At 67.6% G+C, this 24274-nt stretch carries 17 protein-coding genes; 9 read left to right on the top strand and 8 right to left on the bottom strand.

Translation table 11 applies throughout. The features are described from left to right. Positions 1–8: 8 nt before the first annotated feature. A complete protein-coding gene (locus ACIRA7_RS06115; RefSeq protein ID WP_396219954.1) occupies positions 9–2411 on the top strand; it encodes an FAD-dependent oxidoreductase in 2403 nt (800 codons plus the stop codon). Here the strand turns inward: ACIRA7_RS06115 and ACIRA7_RS06110 are convergent. The 4 genes from ACIRA7_RS06110 to deoC form a co-directional block, all read right to left on the bottom strand. Further along, positions 2383–3102 (bottom strand): hypothetical protein, encoded by a 720-nt coding sequence (locus tag ACIRA7_RS06110; protein WP_396219952.1) that lies wholly within the window; start codon positions 3100–3102, stop codon positions 2383–2385. The genes ACIRA7_RS06115 and ACIRA7_RS06110 overlap by 29 nt on opposite strands. A gap of 72 nt (positions 3103–3174) precedes the next feature. Continuing rightward, positions 3175–4908: a M3 family oligoendopeptidase gene (locus ACIRA7_RS06105; RefSeq protein ID WP_396219951.1), complete on the bottom strand. Its 1734-nt coding sequence runs from the start codon at positions 4906–4908 to the stop codon at positions 3175–3177. 99 nt (positions 4909–5007) lie between these two features. After that, entirely contained in the window at positions 5008–7443 is a 2436-nt protein-coding gene (locus ACIRA7_RS06100; protein ID WP_396219950.1) for an aldehyde dehydrogenase family protein, read from the bottom strand. A 5-nt stretch (positions 7444–7448) separates the two neighbouring features. After that, positions 7449–8498: a deoxyribose-phosphate aldolase gene (gene deoC, locus ACIRA7_RS06095; RefSeq protein WP_396219949.1), complete on the bottom strand. Its 1050-nt coding sequence runs from the start codon at positions 8496–8498 to the stop codon at positions 7449–7451. Between the two features lie 127 nt (positions 8499–8625). On the opposite strand from deoC, the gene ACIRA7_RS06090 reads away from it, so the two are divergent. The 3 genes from ACIRA7_RS06090 (at position 8626) to ACIRA7_RS06080 (ending at position 11806) form a co-directional block, all read left to right on the top strand. Next, complete coding sequence (locus ACIRA7_RS06090) at positions 8626–9315, top strand: hypothetical protein (RefSeq protein ID WP_396219948.1); 690 nt, start codon at positions 8626–8628, stop codon at positions 9313–9315. A 189-nt stretch (positions 9316–9504) separates the two neighbouring features. After that, positions 9505–10389: an SDR family NAD(P)-dependent oxidoreductase gene (locus ACIRA7_RS06085; protein WP_396219947.1), complete on the top strand. Its 885-nt coding sequence runs from the start codon at positions 9505–9507 to the stop codon at positions 10387–10389. Further along, a complete protein-coding gene (locus tag ACIRA7_RS06080; protein WP_396219946.1) occupies positions 10376–11806 on the top strand; it encodes an ABC1 kinase family protein in 1431 nt (476 codons plus the stop codon). The genes ACIRA7_RS06085 and ACIRA7_RS06080 overlap by 14 nt, the downstream gene beginning before the upstream one ends. Positions 11807–11866: 60 nt before the next feature. Here ACIRA7_RS06080 and ACIRA7_RS06075 read toward each other — a convergent pair whose 3' ends face one another. The 3 genes from ACIRA7_RS06075 to ACIRA7_RS06065 form a co-directional block, all read right to left on the bottom strand. Then, positions 11867–12535: a PEP-CTERM sorting domain-containing protein gene (locus tag ACIRA7_RS06075; RefSeq protein WP_396219944.1), complete on the bottom strand. Its 669-nt coding sequence runs from the start codon at positions 12533–12535 to the stop codon at positions 11867–11869. Positions 12536–12776: 241 nt separating this feature from the next. Next, positions 12777–17375 (bottom strand): translocation/assembly module TamB domain-containing protein, encoded by a 4599-nt coding sequence (locus tag ACIRA7_RS06070; RefSeq protein WP_396219943.1) that lies wholly within the window; start codon positions 17373–17375, stop codon positions 12777–12779. Continuing rightward, on the bottom strand, positions 17375–19615 hold the full coding sequence (locus ACIRA7_RS06065) for an outer membrane protein assembly factor (protein ID WP_396219942.1): 2241 nt from the start codon (positions 19613–19615) through the stop codon (positions 17375–17377). Before ACIRA7_RS06065 ends, ACIRA7_RS06070 begins: the two co-directional genes overlap by 1 nt. A 200-nt stretch (positions 19616–19815) precedes the next feature. On the opposite strand from ACIRA7_RS06065, the gene ACIRA7_RS06060 reads away from it, so the two are divergent. The 5 genes from ACIRA7_RS06060 to ACIRA7_RS06040 all read left to right on the top strand — a co-directional run bounded on the left by ACIRA7_RS06060 (position 19816) and on the right by ACIRA7_RS06040 (position 23338). Further along, positions 19816–20430: a hypothetical protein gene (locus ACIRA7_RS06060; protein WP_396219941.1), complete on the top strand. Its 615-nt coding sequence runs from the start codon at positions 19816–19818 to the stop codon at positions 20428–20430. 24 nt (positions 20431–20454) lie between these two features. Continuing rightward, the gene (locus ACIRA7_RS06055; protein WP_396219940.1) at positions 20455–20985 is read left to right on the top strand and encodes a hypothetical protein; all 531 of its coding nucleotides are present in this window, start codon (positions 20455–20457) and stop codon (positions 20983–20985) included. Between the two features lie 193 nt (positions 20986–21178). Beyond that, positions 21179–21514 (top strand): ubiquinol-cytochrome c reductase iron-sulfur subunit, encoded by a 336-nt coding sequence (locus ACIRA7_RS06050; RefSeq protein ID WP_396219939.1) that lies wholly within the window; start codon positions 21179–21181, stop codon positions 21512–21514. 38 nt (positions 21515–21552) lie between these two features. Further along, a complete protein-coding gene (locus ACIRA7_RS06045) occupies positions 21553–22005 on the top strand; it encodes a Rieske (2Fe-2S) protein (RefSeq protein ID WP_396219938.1) in 453 nt (150 codons plus the stop codon). Between the two features lie 4 nt (positions 22006–22009). Next, positions 22010–23338 (top strand): M20/M25/M40 family metallo-hydrolase, encoded by a 1329-nt coding sequence (locus ACIRA7_RS06040; protein ID WP_396219937.1) that lies wholly within the window; start codon positions 22010–22012, stop codon positions 23336–23338. On the opposite strand, the gene ACIRA7_RS06035 is transcribed toward ACIRA7_RS06040, so the two are convergent. After that, on the bottom strand, positions 23335–24237 hold the full coding sequence (locus ACIRA7_RS06035; RefSeq protein WP_396219936.1) for a glutamate--tRNA ligase family protein: 903 nt from the start codon (positions 24235–24237) through the stop codon (positions 23335–23337). The genes ACIRA7_RS06040 and ACIRA7_RS06035 overlap by 4 nt on opposite strands. Positions 24238–24274: the final 37 nt, after the last annotated feature.

The following is a 24274-nucleotide window of genomic DNA, read 5'->3' as shown; positions in this document are numbered from 1 at the left end:
TGTTCAGCGTGCTCCGACCCGAATCGTTTCCCGACCACCTTGCCGAGCGGATTACCGATCACTCGGCCACCGCGGCCACCTCCACCGGTGGATCCTTCGTGATCTACTGGATGCGCACCGCGGTCCGGGCGCACGAGAACCCGGCTCTGGATGTGGCGCTGACCGCGGGCCGACGGCTCGGCCTTCCGGTGTTCGTGTACCACGCGCTCTCGGAGAAGTACCCGTACGCGTCGGATCGACACCATACGTTTATCCTCGAGGGGGCACGCGACGTCGAGGCGGAGTGCGCGGCGCGTGGCATCGGCTACGCCTTTCATCTCGAGCGTCCCGGGCATCGCGGGCCAGCGCTTCGCACCCTGGCCGCCGAGGCGGCCTTGGTGGTGACCGAGACGCTACCGGTGGCACCGCTCGACTGGCTCACCGATTCGCTGGCCGATGCCGTGTCGTGCCCGGTGTGGAGCGTGGACACGGCGTGCGTGGTGCCGATGCCGCTGGTAGGGAAGGCGCATACGCGGGCGTTCGCCTTTCGCGACGACACGGCAGCGTTACGCGCGGCCCGTGTGGGAGTCGAGTGGATCGATGTCCCCACGCACACGCCGCCGTTCGTACCGAGTACCCTGCCCTTCGTGCCGGTACGCCTGGCCGACGCCGACCTCGCGGCGCTGGTGGCGCAATGCGAGATCGACCATGGCGTTGGGCCTGTGCCGCACACCCCAGGGGGTACGACGGCCGGCTACGGGAGATGGCGTGAGTTCGTGACTGCGGGGCGGCTCGATCGCTATGCGGCCAAGCGCAACGATGCGACCATTGACGGCGTGAGCCGGATGTCCGCCTACTTCCACTACGGCATGGTGTCCACCTTCCGCATTGTGCGGGAGTGTGTGACGCGAGGGGGTGACGGCGCGGCCAAGTATCTCGATGAACTGCTGGTGTGGCGCGAACTGGCCTACGCCTTCTGCTACTGGCACGACGCGCCAGAGACGCTCGACGCGATCCCGGGGTGGGCCCGGGACACGCTCGCGCGGCACGAGGCGGACTCTCGCGTGCGGCTCTCGTGGGAAACCCTCGCGCGCAGCGGCACCGGGGACGAACTCTGGGACGCCGCGCAGCAGTCGCTGCGTGTGCACGGCGAGTTGCACAACAACGTGCGCATGACGTGGGGCAAGGCGGTGCCGATGTGGTCGTCGGATGCGGCCGAATCACTGGATCGCCTGATCGACCTCAACCACCGCTACGCGCTCGACGGACGCGACCCCTCCTCATTCGGGGGGCTGCTCTGGTGTCTGGGCCAGTTCGATCGCCCCTTCGCGCCCGAGATCGCGGTGCTGGGCACGGTACGGCCACGGCGGAGCGACGAGCATCAGCAGCGCATGAACTTTCGGGCCTATCGGGCGCATGTGAGTCGCTCAGCCGGCCGGTCACCGCGCGTGACCGTGATCGGCGCGGGTATCTCCGGGCTCGCGTGTGCGCGCACCCTGCACGATCACGGGATCGCGGTGACGGTGCTCGACAAGAGCCGCGGGGTTGGTGGACGCTTGAGCACGCGCCGCGAAGGCCGGTGGCAGTTCGACCATGGTGCGCCGTGCTTCCGACTGGATGATTCGCGTCTCGCGCGTCTCGCGGAATCCTGGGTGCACGACGGTGTCGTGTATCCGGTACACGACGGCGACTTCGTGGGCACGACCGGCATGAACGCGCTGCCGAAGCACCTGGCCCGGGACCTCACGGTCAAGACGGGCGTACAGGTGGCCTCGCTGGCCCGTGCGGGCTCGGGATGGGCGATCGTGGATCGGGACGGCGGGCGGCACGATGCGGACATCGTGCTGCTGGCCACGCCCGCCCCGCAGGCCGCGGCCCTGCTGCGCACGATCGACGGGCCGGTGACGTTCGCGCCGTCGTTGGCGGGGGTCAGCATGCTGCCGTGCTGGAGCAGCATGATCGTGTTCGATGGGCCACCGCCCACGCTCGTGAGCGACGCACTGATCGCCGGGGCACTGCGCACGGACGCGCCGCTGCTGCATCGGGCGTGGCGGCAGTCGGCTCGAGCCGGCCGTTCCACCGATGAGATGTGGGTGGTCCACAGCGAAGGCCAGTGGAGCGCGGAGCATCTCGAGGAAGACCCGACGGCAATCGCCGCTGAGGTGTCCACCGCGTTGCGCGCGGAGCTGCGCATTGCCGGCGATATCGTGCACGCCGTGTCACATCGGTGGCGCTATTCCCGCGTACAAACGGGGCTCGACGACGTGTGTGTGTTCGACGAGTCGCGGGCGATCGGCGCGTGCGGCGACTGGGGCGCCGCCGGTGCCACGCGGCGCTCGCATCCTTCGGTGGAGCGCGCGTGGCTGAGCGGTATCGCGCTGGCGGGGCGCGTGCTGAGTGGTGCTACTTCGCGATCCCGTCGGGGGCCTTGAACAGCGAGGGATCGGGCGGTGTGAACGACACTTCCGCGGTGGTGAGGATCACATCGCCCTGCGGCGTGACCTGCACGATCTTCGTGGGAATCTGCTTGCCTTCGAACGCCTTGTATTCGCGGAACATCGACCTCTGCTCGCCCATGGGCGTCTTCGTGACGGCGCCGCGACGAAGGCCCGTTGCCACTTCGAAGTACTCAGTGCGCTCTTCACCGAGCTTCGAGGTGATCGACAGCTTGTAGCATTCCACGCCATCGAACGTTTCCTTGGCGTCGACCGATGCCTTCGCGAAGCGGCTGACATCGAGGAAGGCCGCACCGACCTGTACGGATTCACCGAGTGACTTCTCCTGCTCGGCGGACAGGCGCTGCGCCTGACCGGTGGGCTGTACGGCCCACCCGACGGTCCCGTCGAAGCCCTGATCGACCTTGGCCATCCCGAGATCGATGATCATGCGCATCTTGTTCGGCGCGCCACTGTGTCGTTCATACGAGCCGGTCATGCCGGCGAACGTGATGTCGGCGGTGCCCTTCTCGCTGCGTCCCTGCACCTGCGCCCACGCCTCGCGACCACCCACCGCTGTGGCGAACTTGTCGAAGACCTGCTGAACGGTGGGCAGCTGCGCGTCCGCGCGCGCCGCCATCGTGTTGAAGAGAAGTGCCGCCATGCCGACGTGTCGAACGAATCGCATCGAAGCTCCGAGAGAAAGGGTCATGTCTCGGATACGAACGGACAGGCCGATTGTTTCGTCAGGCCCAGCCGGTCAGGCCGGCACGACACCAGAAAACGGCGCATCAGCCCCAGCACGCAACGCGACGATCCGCTCCTCAGCGAATGCGACGAGCTCTGCCATGGTGTCGGCGTCGAACACGAGCTTCGCGCCGGCTGCCGCATAGAGCTCCGGCAGCGGCCGCGTGCCACCGAGCTTGAGAAACCGCTTGTAGGCGGCGACCGCGTCCTCCGCGTCGGCGACCGCATTGCGGAACACCTGGAGCGCGCCCAACTGGGCGAGGCCGTACTCGATGTAGTAGAACGGCAACTCGAAGATGTGGAGCTGCCGATACCAACGCCCCACGCGCTCGCGCTCGAGCCCCGTCCAGTCGACACCCGACTCAAACTCCTCACGGATCTCGAGCCACTTGGCGTCGCGCGCATCCCGGTCGGCGCCGGCGGGATCGGTGTAGATCCACGCCTGAAATGCGTCGACGCTGGCAATGTGCACCAGACTTCCCAACACGTCTTCGAGGTGTTCGAGCCACGCGACGCGCGCCTGAGCCGGCGTATAGTACCCGTCGGGGGCAACCAGGTAGGGCATGGCGAGGAGCTCCATGCTCATCGACGCCAGCTCGGCGGCTTCATGTCCGGTGCGTCGCTGCCACGTGAAGGGGAGCGAGTGGGTCGCGAAGTCATGGAAGCAATGGCCCGCCTCGTGTACGAGCGTCTGCACGTCGTCCGGCACCCCCACGGCATTCATGAAGATGAACGGCCGGCCGCGGAACGCGAGATCGGTGCAATAGCCCCCGGGCGCCTTGCCGGGACGGCTTTCGAGGTCGAGGAGCTTCTCGTCGGCCATGATGCGGAACTGCGCCCCCAACTCGGGGTCAACGCGCCGAAAGATGTTCTTCGCGCGATCGATGAACGTGTCGATATCGGCGAACGGCTTGAGCGGCTCGTCGGCGTTGAGGTCGACGGTGACGTCCCAAGGGCGGAGCACGTCGAGGCCGAGTGACTGGCGGCGATGCGCCATGAGGCGCGCCACGGCCGGCGTGACGGTCTGCTTGACGGCCGCGTGGAACCGGCCGGTGTCGTCGGGGGTGTAGTCGAAACGATGCTTGGCCGCGAAGCAGTAGCGCTGATAGTCGGGGAAACCGGCTTCCTTGGCCACGGCCTCGCGGAGCATGTACATGTTGTCGAACAGATCGGCGAACTCATCGCGCTTCACCATGTAGGCCTCGGCGCCCAGACGAAACGCCCGTTCCCGTTCCGCACGGTCAGCGGACTTCAGGTACGGCTGCAGCTGCGGAATCGTTTTCGGCGTACCGTCCCAGTCGACACTGAGTCCACCGGTAATCTTCTGGTAGCCGGCCGAGAGTTCTTCGATTTGCGAGAAGCGCGGCACATTGGCTTCGCGGAATATCTCGATGTCGGTGCGGAAGCGCCGTACCGTGGTATCGAGATCGTCACGCGACCAATTCAGGGCGATCAACCGCTTGGCCAAGCGTACGCCCTGCTCCTCAAGCTTTGGAAAGATCTCCATCGAAAACCGCAGATACGCCGTCTCGGCGGCCGTATCGGCGGTGTTTCCCGTGTAGGCAATCATGGCGAGCGTTCCCGCCTCGCCAACCAGCATGTCAAGGCGCGACCACGTACGCAGCCATGGCTCCACGACGGTCGTCGTGGAGTCGAGGGCGATCGTGGCCAACTGCTCGTAGTACGGCAGGATGTCATCCCACCCGGCGTCGCGAAACGCCTCAGGCGAGGCTGGGAGTTCGATCATGATCTCAGAGTGTGGTCGCATCACGACAGCCTATGGCATGGTGTTGCCGCCGCGTCAGCACGGCGCGTTGCCATGTCCGCGCGCGCATGACGGCGCGTGCTATTCGCCATAGGGAATCCAGATATTCTTGACGTGCACCGACCGACGCAGGAACTCCCGCCCCTCCCCGCAACGCGGATCGAGCCACTCGCGTCCGTCCCATTCGGTCCATGTTCGCTTCAAATTGGCGGCCGACGCGCGTTCGACGGCCGCCGCCCCAGCTTGTGATCCAACGTACCACACCGCATCGACATCGTCATGCTGCGCGAGCACTATAGCGAGCGGATCACGGGAACCGGTGACGATGTTGACGGCGCCCGCGGGCACATCGGAGGTCTCGAGCACGCTGTAGAAATCCGTGGCGGAGAGTGGGAACCGCTCGGACGGTACGGCGATGACGCGATTGCCCGTGGCCAGCAGCGGTGCGACGAGCGACACGAGACCGAGCAACGGATACGGATCGGGACAGGCGACCCCGACGACGCCGATCGGCTCGTGCATGGCCAGTGCCACGCCGCGCAGGGGCACGTCATGAATGGCGCCATCGTGTTTGTCGGCCCAGGCCCCATAGGTGAACAGGCGCGAGATCGATGCCTCGACTTCACTGACCGCCTCCGGGGGCGCAGCGCCGGTCATCGCAGCGATGCGCTCCGCGAACTCCGTGGCGCGAGCCGATAGGTTCTCCGCGATATAGAAGAGAATCTGCGACCGCTGATGACCGGAGAGTTTCGACCAGCCGGCTCCCGCATGCGCCGCTTCGACCGCGTTGCGCAGATCCTTACGGTTGCCGTCGCCGACCTCCCCGACCACGCGCCCCGCCGCCCCCTGAATCGGGCGCGAATAGCCGGAATCAGAACGCACCTGCTTGCCGCCGATGAACAACTTCGGGGTCCGATCGATCGCCGGGAGCGCCGCCGACGTGCGGTCCTCGTGGTCGAGTTCGTGCCCCTGGCCGGCCGGGTGCACGGGCGCCGGCGCCACGGGCGACGGCGCGGGTTCGTGCGCCCGCACCGGCTTCAGATACTCGCCGAGCCCTTCGCGTCCCCCCTCGCGGCCAAAGCCGGACTCGCGATAGCCGCCGAAACCGGCGGCGGCGTCGAAGAGGTTCGTGCTGTTGATCCAGACGACGCCACACTTGAGCTTCGGCGCGATGTCGAGCGCCAGATTGATGTTCTCGCTCCACACGCTGGCCGCCAGTCCGAAGGGCGTGTTGTTCGCGAGCGCGACCGCTTCCTCCGGCGTCCGGAATGTCATGCTGACGAGGACGGGGCCGAAGATCTCGACCTGCGCGATGGTGGCCGACGGCGCCACATCCGTGAACAGCGTAGGCGGATGGAACGAGCCGTCGGCGGGCATCGCCCAGGAGGGCTGCCAGCAGGTGGCGCCCTCTTCGATGCCCAGCGCACACAGCTGCCGGATGCGTTCGAGCTGCACGGGCGACACGATCGCGCCCATGTCGATCGCCTTGTCGAGTGGCGATCCGATCCGCAGCCGTTCCATGCGATCGCGCAGCTTGCCGATGAGTTGATCGGACACGCCCTCCTGCACGAGCAGGCGTGACCCGGCGCAGCAGACCTGCCCCTGATTGAACCAGATCGCATCCACGACGCCCTCGACCACGCTATCCAGGTCGGCATCTTCGAAGACGATAAAGGGACTCTTCCCGCCCAGTTCGAGCGAGAGCCCCTTGCCGGACCCGGCGGTCGCCACGCGGATGGCGCGTCCCACCTCGGTGCTGCCGGTGAACGCGATCTTGTCGACGTCGGGATGCTCGACGATGGCCGCCCCCGTACGCCCGTCGCCCGTGACGAGGTTGAAGACGCCGGGGGGCAGGCCGATCTCGTGCACGAGCTCCGCGAAGCGCAGCGCGGTGAGCGGCGTGTACTCGGCGGGCTTGAGCACCACCGTGTTGCCGGCCGCAAGGGCGGGGGCGACTTTCCACGCCAGCATGAGCAGCGGGAAGTTCCAGGGGATCACCTGCCCGACCACGCCGTAGGCGTGCTGTCCCGGAAACTCGGCCGAGAGGAGCTGCGCCCAGCCGGCGTGGTACGAGAAGTGGCGCGCGACGAGCGGGATATCGATATCGCGCGTTTCGCGAATCGGCTTGCCGTTGTCGATCGATTCGAGCACGGCGAAGTGCCGCGCATGCTTCTGGATGCCGCGGGCCATGGCATAGAGCCATCGGGCGCGCGCGTGATCATCGAGCGCCTGCCAGCCAGGCAACGCAGCTCGCGCGGCGGCGACCGCCGCCGCGACGTCGTGCGCACTGCCCTGCGCCACGCGGGCGAGTCGAGCGCCGGTGGCCGGGTCGTGCACGCTGACCGATTCGCCCGCGGTGGGACTCGTGAATGCGCCGCCGATGTAGTGGCCGAACGCACTGCCGTGCCCGGCCAGCCAGGCGCGAACGACGGCGTCGCCTTCGGGCGCCGGCCCGTAGCTCATCGTATCGAAGATCTCGCGGACGCTGCCGCCAGCTGGTGGATTCGACGTGGACATGCGGATCACACCATGGGTTGACGATGAGCCGCCGCATAGCGACCCGTCACGAAATGCTCGAGCTGCCGCTCCACGTCGGTGAGCAGGCCACTTGCCCCGAAGCGGAACAGATGCGGACGGAGCCAGCGATCGCCGAGTTCTTCCTTCATGAGAATCAGCCAGTCGAGCGCCTGCTTCGCCGTACGAATACCGCCAGCGGGCTTGAACCCCACCTCAAAGCCCGTGCGTGCGCCGAAGTCACGGATCATGCGCGTCATGACGAGACCGACCGGGAGCGTCGCGTTGGTGCTCTCCTTGCCGGTGCTCGTCTTGATGAAGTCGGCACCGGCCATCATGGCGACCTGACTGGCCCGCGCGACGTTCGTGAGCGTGGCAAGTTCACCGACCCCGAGGATCGCCTTGAGATGGGCGTGACCGCAGGCGTCGCGGAAAGCGCGCACCTCGTGGTACAACGCCTGCCAGTTGCCCGTGAGGACGTGCGCACGCGTGATGACGATGTCGATTTCGGTGGCGCCCGCGGCAACCGAGGCGTGAATCTCGGCGACGCGCTGCTCGAACGGCGAGAGCCCCGCCGGAAATCCCGTGGAGACGGCGGCAACGGGCACGCCCGACCCCCGAAGCGCGTCGACCGCCGTGGCGACGTACTGGTGATAGACGCAGACGGCACCGACGGTGATGCCCAGGTCGCCGACCCCCAGCGCATCGATCAGGTCGCGGCGCAGCGGATGACGTGCCTTGGCACAGAGACGCCGCACGTTCCCGGGGGTATCGTCACCGGCGAGCGTGGTGAGATCCATGCAGGTGATGGCGCGCACGAGCCACGCGGCCTGCCACTCCTTCTTGACCGTCCGCCGGCCACCCATCGCGGCGGCGCGCCGTTCGACGGCGCTGCGATTGACCTTCGTCGCGCGCACGAGGGCCAGGTCGAGGGCCGTGCCCGGATTTCGCGCCGGCGGGAGGTCGGGGCTCAATCCAGAGGGCCAGCGAACGTCGTCCGGCACCTCGGTCTGCGACGAGCGCGGGGGGCGTGGAGCGTGCAAGGGAGTCACGGTCATGGCAGGGGGAATCTAGACACCGGGAGGGGCTGGCGCATACCGGCAAGGCGGCCGATGCCACGCTCAACTTCGGGAGGCCACCTGCCGATACTGGTCACTGGAGAGGAGAACCCTGACCGACGAGACCATGCGTTCCGCTCGACCCACATATCTGCTTGCCGTACTGTTCACGGCCGTTCCGACGCTGCTGGCTTTCCCGGGTTGCACCAAGACCTTGGAGGCCCCGGCGGCATCGCGGCTGACGATCGTGCAGGGACACCTGCAGTCGGCCGCCGCTGGCACGCTCCTGCCAACGCCCGTCGTGCTGCGCGTGATCGGCACCGATGGGGCACCGTTGGCGAAGATCCCGGTGAGCTTCAATGTGCTTGCCGGTGGTGGATCGGTCGATCCCGGCACGATCGTCAGCGACGCCAATGGCGAAGTGAAGGCCCGGTGGACGCTTGGCCCCTCGTCGCAGATCCAAACCTTATCCGGCGCGGCACCCGGGGTCGACCCCGTTACGGTGAGCGCCAACGGCGTCGTGCCGAGTGACTTGGTCATCGCCCAAGGGAACAATCAGACGGGTAAGGCGACCACCGCGCTGGCGGTCCAGATCGTGCTCCGGGTTACCGGGGGCTCCAACGTGCCGATTCCCGGGCAGACCATCGGGTTTTCCATCACGGGCGGCGGCGGCAGCATTTCGCCCCAGTCGGCGGTGACCAACGCGCTGGGCGAAGTCACGGTCCGCTGGACGCTGGGGCCGCAAATCGGGCCGCAAACGGCCATCGCCTCCGCCGGCACGCTCGGACCGATCTCGATCTCCGCCATCGCAAACTGACCAGCGGCGACGGCGCCCCACACCGGTCGCGCCGCGCACACGCCTCGTCGTCGGATCGCCAACTCGTGCGAACCGACGACGTTCGTGCGTCGTTGATGGAGGGACGCCGCGTCTTCACGCGGCATTCCCCGGCACCCGGCAATGGCGAACGCACCAACCCATCCCTCCCTCGCAGGAAAGACCATCGTCGTGACCGGCGCCAGCGACGGCATCGGCCAGGCGGCGGTGCGCGCCTACGCCGCGGCCGGCGCGTCGGTGATCATGATCGGCCGAAACGAGGCCAAGACGGCGGCCGCCGCGAACGCCATCCGGCGGTCCCTCGGGAACGCCGCCGACCTCCCGGCGATTTCCTGGGAAATTGCGGACTTATCACGTCAGGCCGAGGTGCACGCCGTGGCCGACCGGGTGATGGCCCGTGCGCCGCGCATCGACGTGCTCGCCAACAACGTGGGCGCGATCTTCCTGGACCGCGAGCTCACGCCGGACGGCTTTGAGCGCACCTTCGCGCTCAATCATCTGAGTTACGTCACGCTGACGCTGCGTCTGCTGGCGCCGCTGCTGGCGGCCTCGCGGCCTGGCGCCCCGTCACGGGTGCTGACGGTGTCCAGCCGCGCGCATGAGAACGCGAGCCCGGTGCTCGACGATCTGCAACGGGAGCGCGACTTCGGGGGCTGGTCGCAGTACGCGAACTCGAAGCTCTACAACATCTGGTTCACCCGAGCGCTCGCACGCCGGCTCGACCCGGCTCGCCTGGTCACGCAGGCGCTACACCCAGGCGTCGTCCGTACCCGATTCGCCACGAACAACGGCCGCATGGGACGTCTGCTGCGGCGTGTCATGGACGTGGTGTCGGTGACCCCCGAGCAGGGGGCGGACACCCTCGTCTGGCTGTCGCATGCCGACGATGCCCTCGTCGGCTCCGGCGACTACTGGGTGAAGCGACGACGCACGTCCCCCTCGCGCACGGCGCGCGATGACGCGCGCGCCGAACAGCTGTGGACGCGCACGTCGCAGCTGACCGGCCTCGACGCCGACCAATTCATCCGCGACGCCATGACGCATGCCGTGGCGTGACCTCCCTCGGCTCGCCACGATCCTGTGGCGACTGGTGCCGCTGGTGCTGTCGTTTCTGCGTGATCGCCGTCGCTGGATACGTCGGGGCGGAGCCGTCACGCGTACGCCGTCCTTTCACGAGCGCCGGGCGCTCCGGATGGTGCGCGACATCGCCGCACTCGGCCCCGCCTTCGTGAAGCTGGCGCAGATCTTCGCGACCCGTGCCGACCTGGTGCCTGAGCCGTATCTCGCGGCGCTGGGCACGCTGACCGACCGCGTGCCGCCAGTGCCCTGGCCGGAGATCCGCCGAGCACTGACGACGGCGTGGGGCGCCGATCCCGATCGCATCGTGGACCAGCTCGACCCAACCCCGCTGGCCGCCGGATCACTGGGCCAGGTGCATCGCGCGCGCTATCAGGGACGCGATGTCGTGGTCAAAGTGCTCCGTCCGAACGTGGAGGCCATCGTCGTACGCGACGTACGCCTGGCACGGGCAATCGTGAACGCCGTCTACGCGCGCTTTCCCCATCATCATGTGCTCGGTTTCCGCGTCGTGCTCGACGAGTTCGACCGGCACGTGTGCGAGGAAATGGACTTCGAGCGCGAGGCGATGCAGTGCATGCGCATGCGCGAGCGGTTTGCGGACGAGCCGCGCCTGCGCATTCCGCAGGTGGAAACGGCACTTACCCGACGCGACGTGCTGGTGCTGGAGTTCATGGCCGGCACGCGGATCGACGCGCTCGATGCACAGATTGCCCGCGGACTCGTGTCCCCGCGACAGCTGGTCGAGACGCTCATCGAGAGCTACGCGCGCATGATGTTGCGCGACGGCGTGTTCCATGCCGACCCGCATCCCGGCAACCTGCTGGTCGATACGGAGGGGCGCATCGTGTTGCTCGACTTCGGTATGGTCATCGATGTCGGCGTGCCAGTGCGGAAGGCGCTCTTCGATACCATCATCGCCGCCATTCGCCGCGATCCGGACGCCACGACCGACGGGTTCTTTGCGCTCGGGATGGTCGCCCCGGGTACCACCCGCGAGTCGATGCGCGATCTGGTGCGGGTGCTGCTCGACATCGCCTATCAGGACAGTGCCATGGAGGACCGGGCCCGCGCGATCGCCGATCGCGTGATGCGTGAGCTCTTCAACTGGCCGATCGTGCTGCCCGGTGAGTTGGTGTATTTCGCCCGTACGGCCGCGCTGATCGAAGGCGTCGGTGCGCGGTACGACCGCCACTTCAACAGCATCAAGGTCGCCTCGCCCGTGGTGCTCAAGCTTCGACGTGAATTGCTGGCGGTACTGGTTGGCGAAGACGGCACCCGCGAGCCAATCATCACGTTTGCCGCCACGCTCGGCGCGCTGGCGGGTGGAGCGAGCGCCGTGCTCGGGCGGGCCTGGCGACGCCTGCAACGCAGCGATCCCCCGTCGGTGCGTTAGGCCGACGGGGGATGGGCGCTGGATCCACCGGGTCGCGCGGGCGGCCGGCGCCGCCGCGGCTCAGGCCCGGCGCCGACGCCTGGCGACGGCGCCCAGCGCGAGGAGACCGACTCCCATGAGCGCGTACGTGGACGGTTCCGGCACAACCGAGGTCAGATACTCCTGGCTCGACGTCCCGCCGTCCTGAGGGTCGTCGGAGAGGACGTACCAGTTCCGCGTCAGCGTGAACGTGGTGGGCACGGTGATGGTGGTGAATCCCGTGAACGAACCGCCGAACAGGTTCCAGATCGTTCCCTGGATGTTCACGGCGCTGTAGAGTCCCGTCTCCGTGAACGCGTACTGCTCGGCCAACCACGCGGCCTTCCTGTACAAGGCCTCATCGTTCTTGCGCGTCTTCGTAAAGTCGCCGTTACCGACGATGCCGGCGGTGTTCGTCGTAAATGCCGTCGAGAAATACGAATCGTTGGCCGAGTTGGCCCAATGCTGCCAGTCGACGCACCAGATAATGGCGTTGACCAACGGGGTGGCGCCGCCCACGCCCATCTGCGCGTTGAAGCCGGTGAGCGTGGCCTGGTAGGGCGACACGGCATAGGGACCAACGCTTCCGTTGCTGGAGAAGTCGCCATTGAAGTCGACGAAACCAGAGACCGGGGCCTGCGCGGACAGTCCCATCGGGGCCGATACGGCGGCGGCGAGGAGAACCGAGTGGAGAATTCGACGAAGTGTCATAGTGACCTCGAACATGGGGAGCGGACTCAGCCTTACTCCCTTAGTCAGAGCAATCATGATGCCACGGTCCATCTCGGTTGCTCGACGGCAGATAGCCCGCGTAAACCATTGCAATACAAAGGTTTCCAAATGCACTAAAAAAAACGCTGACGCCGGCACGCTCAACAGTGTGGCGCGAGGTCGACGCTGGCACGCCACATAGCAGACTCTTCCATACGGGCGCGCCCTGCGGAGGTCGCGTTTAGAAGATCCATTCCCGGAACAGGTCGAAGCCGAACTGCATCCGCGGGAACCCGTTGGTACCAAGCTGGGTGCAGGGTGAGGCGCCGGGATCGACGCCGATCTCCCCCGTCAGATTGCGGCCGAACCGATACTCGGCGGCCACGCCGGCCCAGAGCGACGCGCGAGTCGAGGTGGTGCCCCCACGACACACACCGGTATTGACGCGCAAGAAGGTCCGCGGCCCAAGCTGCTTCCCCGCACTGATGCTCAGGTTCTCGAGGAGCGAGAGGGCCGAGAGCCCTTGCTGAGACTGCCCGCTAGAGCTCAGGACCTGGATGGTGTTGAGGCCCGGCAGGAATCGCTGCAGCGCCCCCTCGACGGCGCCGGCCACGGAGGGGATCAACACGCCCGTGACCGCGCGGACGGTGCTCTGGCGCTGACCATCGAGCGCGAAGGTGGGGGCGCCGAAAATCAGCAGCGAGATGATTTCCGATTCGGGCGCACTGGCGTACAGCGGATCGGTGCTGGAGAGGGTCAACACCGGCACGTCATATGTCCCGCCAATGTGCACCCGTACCGGGATTGCGCCACCTCCGGAAATGCGTACCGAATTCGTGGCACTGATGTCGAGCGTCGGAGAGATGGCACTGCTCCCGAAGAATCGCACCCGCCCGGAGTCGACGCTGAAGCTGCGGTTCACGACACCGAGGTCGAGGCGGTACTGCCCGCGGTTCGCCAGAAGTTCGCCCTCCAACGCGAGCTCATCGCCGCTCATCGCGATGGCGAGTCCACCGGTCACCTTGACGCGCGCTTCCGGTGTTTGCACCCACACATCCGCTCCCAGATCGATGCGTGCGTTCTCCACGGTGAGGCGCGACCCGAGCGCAGCGAGCGACTGCGCGGCCGATTCCGCCACGGGCACTTCGTCCGCGCCCAGCAGTTCGCGCGACGCGCTGGAGGAGAGATCGAGGGCCGCGCGCGCACCGAGTGGATCGATCACGAGGTTCGCGCGCGGGATGACGATGGCGCCACTCAGCGCGGGCCGCTTGATCGGTCCGGCCAGTTGCAGGTTGCCGCTGAGCGCGAGATCGGTGCCATCGCGCTGATGTGCCAACAAGGCATTGTTGGCGAACAGGCGCAGGGCGACGGTGGACGGCTCGCCGGGGTGGAAGTGCAAGGCGCCGGACGCGCCGATGGTATCGAGCGCGCCGCCACTTCGAACACGCAGCGACTCGAGAATGAGCGAATCCTCGGCGGCCCGCACGACAATCCGGCCGTCGGCGGGTTCGATGTCGAGGTCGCGGATGAATGCCCCCACGCGTTCAGCCATCATCACGCCGCGCGCCACCGGCCGATCCATGTTGCCGCTCAACGCCAACTGTCCGGATACGCGCCCGCGCAGACGCTCGACCCCTTGGATGGACAGCGGAAGTCCGTCGAGGTGCAGGGAATCCGCCGTGATCCGCGCATCGACCGCGTTGGACAAGAGACGCTCCGCGACCGGCGCGATGGTTAGATCGACCGGCACGCGCGCGTCCGCATGGAGGGCACCCCCCAGCGCATCGACGAGCACCGCGGACGCGTTCAGCTCCCGATCGGCATAGCGACCCGTCGCGTTGATCGCGGGGAGGCGGAATCCTCCCGTGCCGAGCGAATCCGCGCGCAGCGTCCACGACAGCAACGGCGAGGATCGTGTTCCGGCCAGCGCCGCGGTCCCGCTCAGCGTCCCTGCGAAGGTGGGGGTACCGGCCAGCAGGGCCGCGATCTCACCGACGGGGAACTGCTCGAGCTGCAACGCACCGGTGATGGGGCGATCGCGCGGCACGTCAGCGGCGGCCGTGAGCACCCCCGCGGCGTTCGAGCGCAGCTCGACGGGGAACAGGCGGAAGCCCGAGGAATCTTGCTGGAACGTGATCGGCTGGGCACTGCGCCAGACGACATCGGCATACCGGAGCCGTAGGGAGTCGAGGGCAAGGGCGACTCGCGACGGCGTGCGTGCGTAGGCGCCTTGCGCCAGCAGATGCGCGTCGGTCGACGAGCTGACGTCGAGCACCAACCGGCCGCTGTCGGCATTGGCCTGGTCGACCCGGAACGCCACCGACTGCAGGCGGATCGCCCCGAGGCCGTCCACGTCGTCGGCGGTCGCGGCGCCTTCGAACGCGGGGCGCGTGAAGAGCTCCGTGGCGCGGGCGGACCCGAAGATGCGCCCCGCACGAACGGCGCCAACCTGCAGCGCGCGCGCGCCAAGCGCCGCCGTGGCACCGGCATCCTGCAGACTGCCGTACACATAGCCGGACAGCGACAGATCACCCTCGAGCGTGTCGATGGCGAGCGTGCGCAACGACGCGGCGACAGCGCTGTCCACCGGCTGCATCATGGCCGCCAAGCGCCCCAGCTGGGCGCGCACCGCCCCCAGCGAGTCGGCCTGCGCCGACAACCGCAACGTATCGAGACCGAGCGAATCCCGCGCCAGCGCCCCGAGGGCGCGGAGCGTGATGCCACCAATGTGCGCCGCCATGGAATCGATGACCAAGCGCTCGCGCCCCAGCGACACGCTGCCCAGCAGATCGAAGGCCGGGCGGTCATCGGCCGCGTCCTGTCGCCAATCGATGGCCATGGCCCCTTCGATCCGCGGGAGGTTGGCGCCGCTGCCCGTCGGTGTGCCCTCAGCGGCGATCGGACCGCGCGCCGAGAGCGTTATCGTGCCGTCGACGGCGGTGTGCGGCGCGGCCGTGCTCCCGAGCCATTGCCGCAGATCGAAGCCATCCAGTCGGCCGCTGACGGCGAGCTGCCACGCGTCGGCACCGAACGCCGCGGTGCCGTCGGCGGTGATGCTGTTGGCGGCGCCATCCGGGGCACGCAGGGCGGCCGTCCAACGCATGGCATCGGTGGTGCCATCGAGCGTCACGCGACCGGAAAGCGCCCCGCGAATCGGCAGCGTGGTATCGATGCGAGCGAGGGCGCGCATCGAGAGCGGGTCGAGCTGTAGCGTCGCATTGACCAACGGCGCCTTGGCCCTGGCGCCGCCGTAACGAGCCCGCAGGTCGCCTTGCAGGGCCGACCGGTTGCCAGCCGCGTCGGTCCAGGTGAGGCCGACGTTGGTGAGATCTACCGCATTGAGATCGGCCGACCGGATGACACCGCGTGCGGTCATCACGCCGTCGAAGGCCGGCATGGTGGGCAGCAAGGCGGGCGAGAGCGCCTGCACGGAGCGCAGGTCGAGCCGTGCCTCGTCGAGCGTCATGCCCGACGCCCGTGGGCTCGCACCGAGGGCCACCATCCCTCGCAACCGCACGCTGGACACGGCACCGCCGGCCACGCGGGCGTCGGCGAAGCGCATATCGAACCGGTCCATCTTGAAGGCGGTGAGCGGGCCGCCGTCGCGGGCCACCAACCGGCCGGTGAAGGTGCCGCGAATTTCCTTCGGCAGCGCGTCGTAGCTGAGGCGACGCAGCAGCGTGCTCTCCAGGGGCACGAAGGCGAGATCGACGCGCTGCAACAGCAGTTGCGCGGGCGTGAGCACGACATCGATGCCGCCGGTGATGTGGGACGTTCCGCTCCGCACGTCGAGCGCTGAGAGCGAGAACTCGACGTCGTCCGGGTTGGCGAGCGTATGCATGCGGACGGTGGCGGTGCCCCGCCCCTCCGTGGGCAGCGCATCCCAGATCCATGTCAGATCGGAGAGTCCGGCATCGGTCTTGATCACGACGTCGTAGCGCAGCGGCCCGGGCATGTGCCAGTCGATGGTGCCCACCGCCGTGCCGCGCGACGCGGGCAGGCGCACGTCACCCAGATCCAACTGCAGCGAGTCTTCCGTCCAGCGAACCAGCCCGGCGGCCTGCGACAGGCGCACCGGCGGATCGGAGATCACGCCGCTGAGGGAATCGATCCGCATGGAGGCGGGGCGCTTCTCGGCGTCGACGATGATGGCGTCGTGCGCGCGCGCCCGTTCGAGCACCACGGTCCGGCGCTCCATATACGTGCCGCTCGGGAGCCGGACGAGGTCATGCACGCTGTCCCTGAGCGCGATGACGCTGTCGCGCGCGGCCCCCGTGAAGACGGGATGCGGCGCCCACGGCGCGACCATCCCGATGCGTGCGTCATCGACCAGCAAGGAATCGATACGCACCGCATCGCCGAAGCCCGGCGTGCGCGGTGTGGCTTGCGTCGCGGTATCGCCTGAGATGATGTAGGCGATGTTCCACGGCCCGGTCTCGTCGCGCCGGAGATCGACCCGCAGTCCGCGCACGGCAAGGCGCCTGATGCGAATCGCCTTGTCGAACAGCGCCCTCACGTCGATCGACCCCTCGAGGTGTGCGGCGGTGATGACCGGCACTCCCGCCGTGTCGACTAATGACACGTCGTCGGCCACGAGGCGGGTGGGACCGATCGAACGCAGCACGCCGACCCGCAGGGTGCCGCGTCCGCCGAAGAGTCGGTTGGCGCTGGATATCGCGGCCGTCAACAACCAGCGCCGCCCTCTCTCGGTGTTCACGGCCACGAGGTACGCGATGCCGACGCTGCCGATTGCGCCGAGCACCAGCCCCGCCAGCCACGGGACGCGGCGACGGCGTGGGGACGGTCCCGGCGGGGACTCTGGCACGTTGGGCTGCGTCATCAGAACGCCTGGCCCAGGCCGAAGTGGAACGTGAGCCGCGAGAGGATGCCGCGGCTGGACGGCGGGCGATAGGTGCTGGGGCAGTCGAAGATCGCCAGGCCGCGGGAGAGGGCTGCGTTGCGCGGACTGGCGCACAGGATCTGTCCGGCGCTGCCCTGCGCGTCACCGCTGGTAAAAAAGAGCGCGCGGCCAGCCACCGGCTCGTACGGGCGATAGCCGACATCGACGAGGAAGGGCCCGAGCGGGGTAACGATGCGCAGCCCCAATCCGGGGGTCGCCCGGAGGTTTCCCCAGCGAAAGCCTTCCGTGTCGCTCTCCCAGACGTTGCCCGCGTCGACGAAGGCCGCGAACTGCAGCTCTTCGGCGAAGAACCGGAATCCTCGACGCCACTCGAGATTGGCGACGAACATGGCCGTGCCACCACGCGGAACGGCTCGATCGTAGCCGGCACCGTCTTTCACCACGACCACCCGCTCGCCGTTGGGCCCGACGGTTTCCGGCTTCACGTCGGAGACGACGTAAACGATCGGGCCGAGCAGATTCTGCTGGTAGCCGCGCACGGAGCTCTGGCCACCAGAGAAAATGCGCTCCTGCTGCGGAAGCAGCGGTGATCCGTCCACGAGCTCCGCGCCGGGGGCGAAGGCCCGTGCCAACTGTACGCGGCTGGCGATCACACCGCCCGCGAACCGGAGATAGGTGGACAGCTCACCGGTGCCGCGGTAGAACCGGAGCGACTGCACGGAGTCGGAAGCGCTCTCACCAGCGCGCACGTCGCCACGCACGCGCCAACCACGCGACGGATTCACCAAGTCGTTGGTGTGATCGTGCGCCGCGCCGGTGCTGACGATGCCGACGCCACGTCCGAAAAGGGAGAGCGCGAAGTCCTGGGGGCGGCACTGGCCGAAGCGCGAGCAGGAGATGACAGGATCGGTGATCGTCCTGCCGTTTTCGTACTGCACGCCAGCGGTGCCCGAGGTCCGGGCGGTGAACTGCCGCGACAGTTCGATCAGCGCCCCAACCCCCGTTTCCCGGAGATAGGCGAACGGTTCGCCTCGGCGCTCGCTGTACACGGTCAACGTCGGCTGGATCGGCAATCCGAACAGCCGCGTGTTGGTGAGCGTGGTCCCGACGTAGTAGTTCAACTTCTGGCTGAACGGATCGACGCGCAGGGCGCCCGAGCAGAGCGCGGGGGCGAATCCGGCCGGCGCGCCGACGCCGATCTTGGAGGCGCGAGCCGACAGCTCCACCCGGCGACCGACGCCCAGAAAGCCGCGATCGACAATGCGCCCCTGCATGCGGATGCAGTCCTGAGTCGCCCAGCCGAGCCCGACGCGTGCGGCGCGTGTGCGCGCTTCAGCCACGGCCACCCGCAGATCGAGCACGCTGTCGCTGGCCGCGTTGAGGGGGGTCAGGGTGTCGATCAGGACGAGGCGGAACGATTCGGAGCGGTAGAGGTCGCGCTGGGCGTCGAGGATCGCGCTGGCCCGGAACTGGTCGCCGGGGTGAATCGCCACGAGTCGTTCGACGGCGGCCGTCGCGACACGTGGATGTCCATCGCGCAGCGGTTGCACCTCGATCTGGACGTCTCCGACCGTGACCATGCGACCGGGCGAAAAGGCCAACGCGAGCGTGGCGCGCGCCGCGGCCGAGTCGATGGTGACGAGGCTCCGCGGGCTGGTGGCCCGCGCGTACCCCGCGTCTCTCAACTGCGCGACGACGCGCTCGATGACGGCGTCGGCTCGCGTGCGATCGAAGCGCTCATTCTCGAGTGCGCGGAGCGGCGCCTCGAAGGCGGGCCCGTCGCCCGTCGGTTCAGGGAGCCCCTGGATGACGATCGTATCGAGGATCGCCTCGGGGCCGGGGGTGATGGCGAAGCGCAGGCGCACTCCGTTGGGGCGCCGATCGACGACGGGAACGACGGAGGCCTGAAACCACCCAACCTGTCGGTGCATCACGGCGAGGCGGAGCGCATCGCGCCGGAGTTCGAGCGAATCGAGACACGGGGCAGTCCCCCGGTGAAACCACCGCGTCATCACCGATGGCTCATGCGTGATGATGCTGGCCGCGAGCGTCACGGCGTCGAAGTGCGGACTCCCCGAGAATTTCACGGACCGCACGCGCTGCGCATTGTCGCAGCGCGCGGCACGCTGGGCACTCGCCCGTAGCGGCCAGCAGGCAGCGGCGAGGACGAGCACCGTGCATGAAAACGCATGGAGCGGGAATACTTTCGGGGAGCGCATGGATCGGTGCAATATAGTTCGCGACTAGTTTCCTGCCTCGTGGCGCGTGCCTGCCGCTGGGTTGGTTCACGACCGTACCACATCGCCTCAGCGAGAATGGGGAACGTGCGCGCTCAGGTGTTCCCTGTTCATCGATCGTTCAGCACGCCGCGATAGATTCAACCAATCGGTCTTTTCCGTCATTTATCAGGAGCGCCTGCATGATCCCGATCACCGACGTTGCGGTTGGCATTCTCATGGCGTGGCAGGCCGCCGTGACTCCTGGGCAGGCGCCTCTCACAGTTCCCGCGGACTCCCTCCCTCCGGCGCGTACGGCCACCGTGCTGCAGCCGGTGGGGCTGACGATGCTCGCGGCGGATACCGTGCCACGAGTGCGCCGCAAGGCGATCGTATACAGCGATGGGTACGCCACCCGCTTGCGCATCCACAAGACGCTGAGCTGGGCCATGCTGCCGCTGTTCGCGGCGTCCTATTTCTCCGGCGATCAGCTCTTGAACAAAGGCGACGACGCCCCGTCGTGGGCGCGCAGCATGCACGGTCCGGCCGCCACGGGGAGCGCGATCCTGTTCGGTGCCAACGCCGTGACCGGAGGATGGAACCTCTGGGAAGGCCGGAAGGATCCCAACGGGCGCACCCGTCGCATTCTGCACAGCGTGCTCTTCACCGCGGCCAGCGGCGGCTTCGCCTACGCCGGGACCAAGCTCGCGGACGATGGCGAGCAGGACATGAACGCGCGTCGCTCGCACCGGAATCTGGCACTCGGCTCCATGGGTGTCTCGACGGTCAGCTGGCTGATCATGTTGATCGGCAACTGACGCTTCCCTCCCCCACGGCACCAGATGCTCGAGAGCCTGACCACCCTGCTCCTTCCCTGGTCGGAGTTGTACTCCGCCAGTGCGTGGATTCCCACCACGATTCTTGCGATCCACGTGCTGGCGCTGTTCGCGGGCGGCGGCATCGCTATTTCGGCAGACCGTCGCGTGCTGATGGCGCAGCCCGGCAGCCGTGAGGCATTCCAAGCGGCGGCGGAAGACCTGCGCACGACGCACGCGATCGTGATCGGGTCGATTGTGCTCCTGGTGGTGACTGGCGTCGCACTGGCCGCCTCGGACATCGGGACCTTCGCGGTGTCGAAGGTGTTCTGGATGAAGATGGCGATGTTCGTCATCCTGATCGCGAATGGCGCGTTCATGCGGCGTACGGAAGGGCGGTTGCTCGCCGCGGCCGCCGATACCGGGGTCGCCGTCGATCAGCCGACGCCGTGGCCCAGCCTGCAGCTGCCGTGGGTCGCGCTGAAACGATCGGCGGCCATCAGCCTGCTGGCGTGGTTTGCCATCGTCCTGCTGGGTGTCGTGCTCTCCGATATCTGATGTTCCCGTCCCTGCCCTCTCTGCACCGGAACGCCGCCGAATGACCGATTCATCCTCGCCCTGCAGCGGTTGCTCGGGGCGCCGAGATTTTCTGCGCACGGCCCTGACGGGCGCGGCATCCATCGCAACCCTCTCGACACTGGGTCCCGTCAACGCTGTAGCAGCTCTGGCGCCGCGTCGACCAGGTGGTGCAGTGCGCTACGCCATCCCCGCCGCGGATGGCGTCTCGATCGACGGTGCGAACGAAGTCATCCTCTGTCGCTCCAACGGCGAGATGTACGCCTTCGCGTTGTCATGCCCGCACCAGAACACGGCACTGAAAACCATGCCCAAGAATGCCGGCTTTCAGTGCGCACGCCACAAGTCGAAGTACCTGCCGAACGGGACGTTCGTGAGTGGCCGTGCGACGCGAAACATGGACCGTCTGCAGATCACGCGCGATGGCGCGCAGATCGTCGTAGACCCGGACATCGCATTCGAGAGCGACGTCGACCCGGCGAAGTGGGCGGCGGCTTTGATCAAAGTCTGAGCCATCGGGGCCAGATCTCTTCTCCAAACGGAGGTATCATGTCCGACTGTACGAATTGCGTGGGCGTCGGTGTGAACCGACGGGAATTCCTGGCCACGAGTTCCGCTCTGGCCATCACGGCCGTATTGGCCGCATGCGGTAGCGACAGCGAGGAAGGTTCCACGACGACCGGGCCGCGCAACGTGAACGCGACCGTCACCCTCGCCAACTACGCCGCACTCGGCACCGTGGGCGGGATCGCCGTGATCAGTGGCGCGGGCACCCCGATTGCCGTGGTACGCGCCTCCGCAACCCAGTACCGGGCGTTCTCGCTGATCTGCCCCCATGCGGGCACCACCGTCGCGATCAGCGGTACGGGCTTCCGTTGCCCGAATCATGGCGCCACGTTCAATGCGAGCGGCGCGTGGACCGGTGGCGAGCGAACCAACGGTCTGTTCGAATTCACCGTCGCATCCAATACCGCCGCCGGCACGATCACGATCACCTCCTGACGTCATGTCCTCTTCCGTTTCGTCTCGCAGCGCCGGTACCACGATCCCGGCGCTGTTGTCGTTTCTGGCGCTGTCCCTTTCGGGGCCCGCCATCGGCCACGCGCAGCAACCCAAGGCCGCGGCCAAGGCCACGCCAACCGAGGCCGCGCTCGATCGCCTCGCCAAGCAGCCCGCCGTTGCCAAGGCCATGGCCGCTCTGCAGTCCGACAACGAATGGACGCTGACCGAGCAGGCCGCGCTCTGCGAGATCCCGGCGCCACCGTTCAAGGAGGCCGCCCGTGCCGCGGCGTTCCGCGACAAGCTCGCCGCCCTCGGCGTACAGAAGCTGCGCATCGATCGCGAAGGCAACGTGATCGGCGAGATCAAGGGCACCGGCCCGGGACCGACGCTCGTGCTGAGCGGACACCTGGACACCGTGTTCCCCGAAGGAACGAATGTGAAGGTGAAGCGCGAGGGGACCAAGCTCACCGCCCCCGGCATCGGTGACGATTGCCGTGGCTTGGCAGCGGTGCTGGCCACCACGCGACAGATTGTCGCCAACAAGATTCCGTTCACCGGACGCCTGCTGGTGGTCGGCACGATGGGCGAGGAAGGTCCGGGCAATCTGCGCGGAGTGCGGGCGCTGTTCAGCGGTCCGCTCAAGGATTCGATCGACATGTTCATCTCGATCGATGGTACCGGCTTCGGCATCACCAACGGGGCCGTGGGCAGCAATCGCTATCGCGTGACCTACAAGGGCCCCGGCGGACACAGCTACGGCGCGTTCGGCATGCCGAATCCGATCCACGCCATGGGCCGGGCGATCGCAAAGATCGCCGAGCTGGAAGCCTCGACGAATCCCAAGGTCACCTTCAACGTCGGCTTGGTGTCCGGCGGCACGTCGGTGAACTCCATCTCGGCCGAAGGCGTGATGGATATCGACCTGCGCAGTGAATCGGCGGCCGCATTGGCCGACATCGACGCCCGCTTGCAGGCAGCGCTCCGTCAGGCCCTCGCCGAAGAAAAGGCGCGCTGGCCGAAGTCGACGGTGCCGCTGGCGCTGGTGATCGATACGACCGGTCTGCGTCCGGCGGGGACGACGGCGGACACGTCATTCATCGTGCGCACGTCGCTGGCCGCCGCACGCACCATGAACGTGTATGCGCCGCTGACGATCTCGAGCACTGACGCGAACATTCCGATTTCCAAAGGCGTGCCTGCCGTGACGCTCGACGGCGGCGGGGTGGGCCGCGGTGCGCACTCGCTCGACGAGTCGTACGACGACCGTACCGACGGCTACAAGGGGCCGCAGTGGATTCTGCTGGTCGTGATCGGCCTGCTGACGACGCGCTAACGAAAGAGCGCCGGCAGCTCGTCGATCGAGAGATCACGCGCTGCCGGTAGCAGCCCCGACAGGAACGCGGCCTCACCGAGCAGTGCCGCCGCGCAAACACCGGCAGCCCGACGTTCCCGGATCGATGTGTCGCGATTGGCCTTGCTGAGTTTACTGCCATCGGGATGCACGAGCAGCGGATGATGCCACCAGTGCAGCGGACGCTCGCGCCCGAGCATCGCCGCGAGCCGCAGCTGACGGCCGGTACTGGCCAGCAAGTCCTCTCCGCGTATCACGACATCGATGTCGTGCGCCATGTCATCGACGACCACGGCGAACTGGTACGTCCATTGCCCGTGTCGATCGCGCACGAGCACGTCGCCGCACTGATCCGCCGGCGATTGGCGCATGGGGCCCAGACGCCGATCGTCGAACAGCTCCATGCCGCCGTCCATGCACACCCGACGCGCGAGCGACTCCGTTTCGGCATGACGCGCATCGCGACAGGTGCCGGGATAGCGCGGCTCCTCGCCCGGCGCGTGCGGTGCGTGCCGCGCGATGTCGCGTCGCGTGCAGGTACACACGTAGGTGACATCACGCGCACCGAGTGAGGCGAGTGCGGCGGCATAGCGCGCCTCATTGTCCGACTGTCGCTGAGGATGCCCGTGCGGATGGCCGTGACGCGACGCGCGGAAGCTGTCGGTACGTCCGACATCCGGCACGAAGCCGAGCCAGTCGAGATCGTCGAGCAGCGCGTCTTCGTAGTCGTCGCGGCACCGTGTACGATCGTGATCCTCGATGCGCAGCAGTACTTCCCCGCCGAACGCGCGGGCGATTCCCCACACATGGATCGCGTTGACGACGTGGCCGAGGTGCAGGTACCCAGTGGGCGCCGGCGCGAAGCGGGTGCGCCAGACCACCGGCTACTTCCAGCTGGCGATGTCGGCGTTGTCTCCG

Origin of the sequence: Gemmatimonas sp. (assembly GCF_044376735.1) — a bacterium.
In the GTDB taxonomy this organism is placed as follows: Bacteria; Gemmatimonadota; Gemmatimonadetes; order Gemmatimonadales; family Gemmatimonadaceae; genus Gemmatimonas.
Note: the sequence above shows the minus strand (reverse complement) of the source record. Positions and strands in the feature narration are given on the sequence as shown.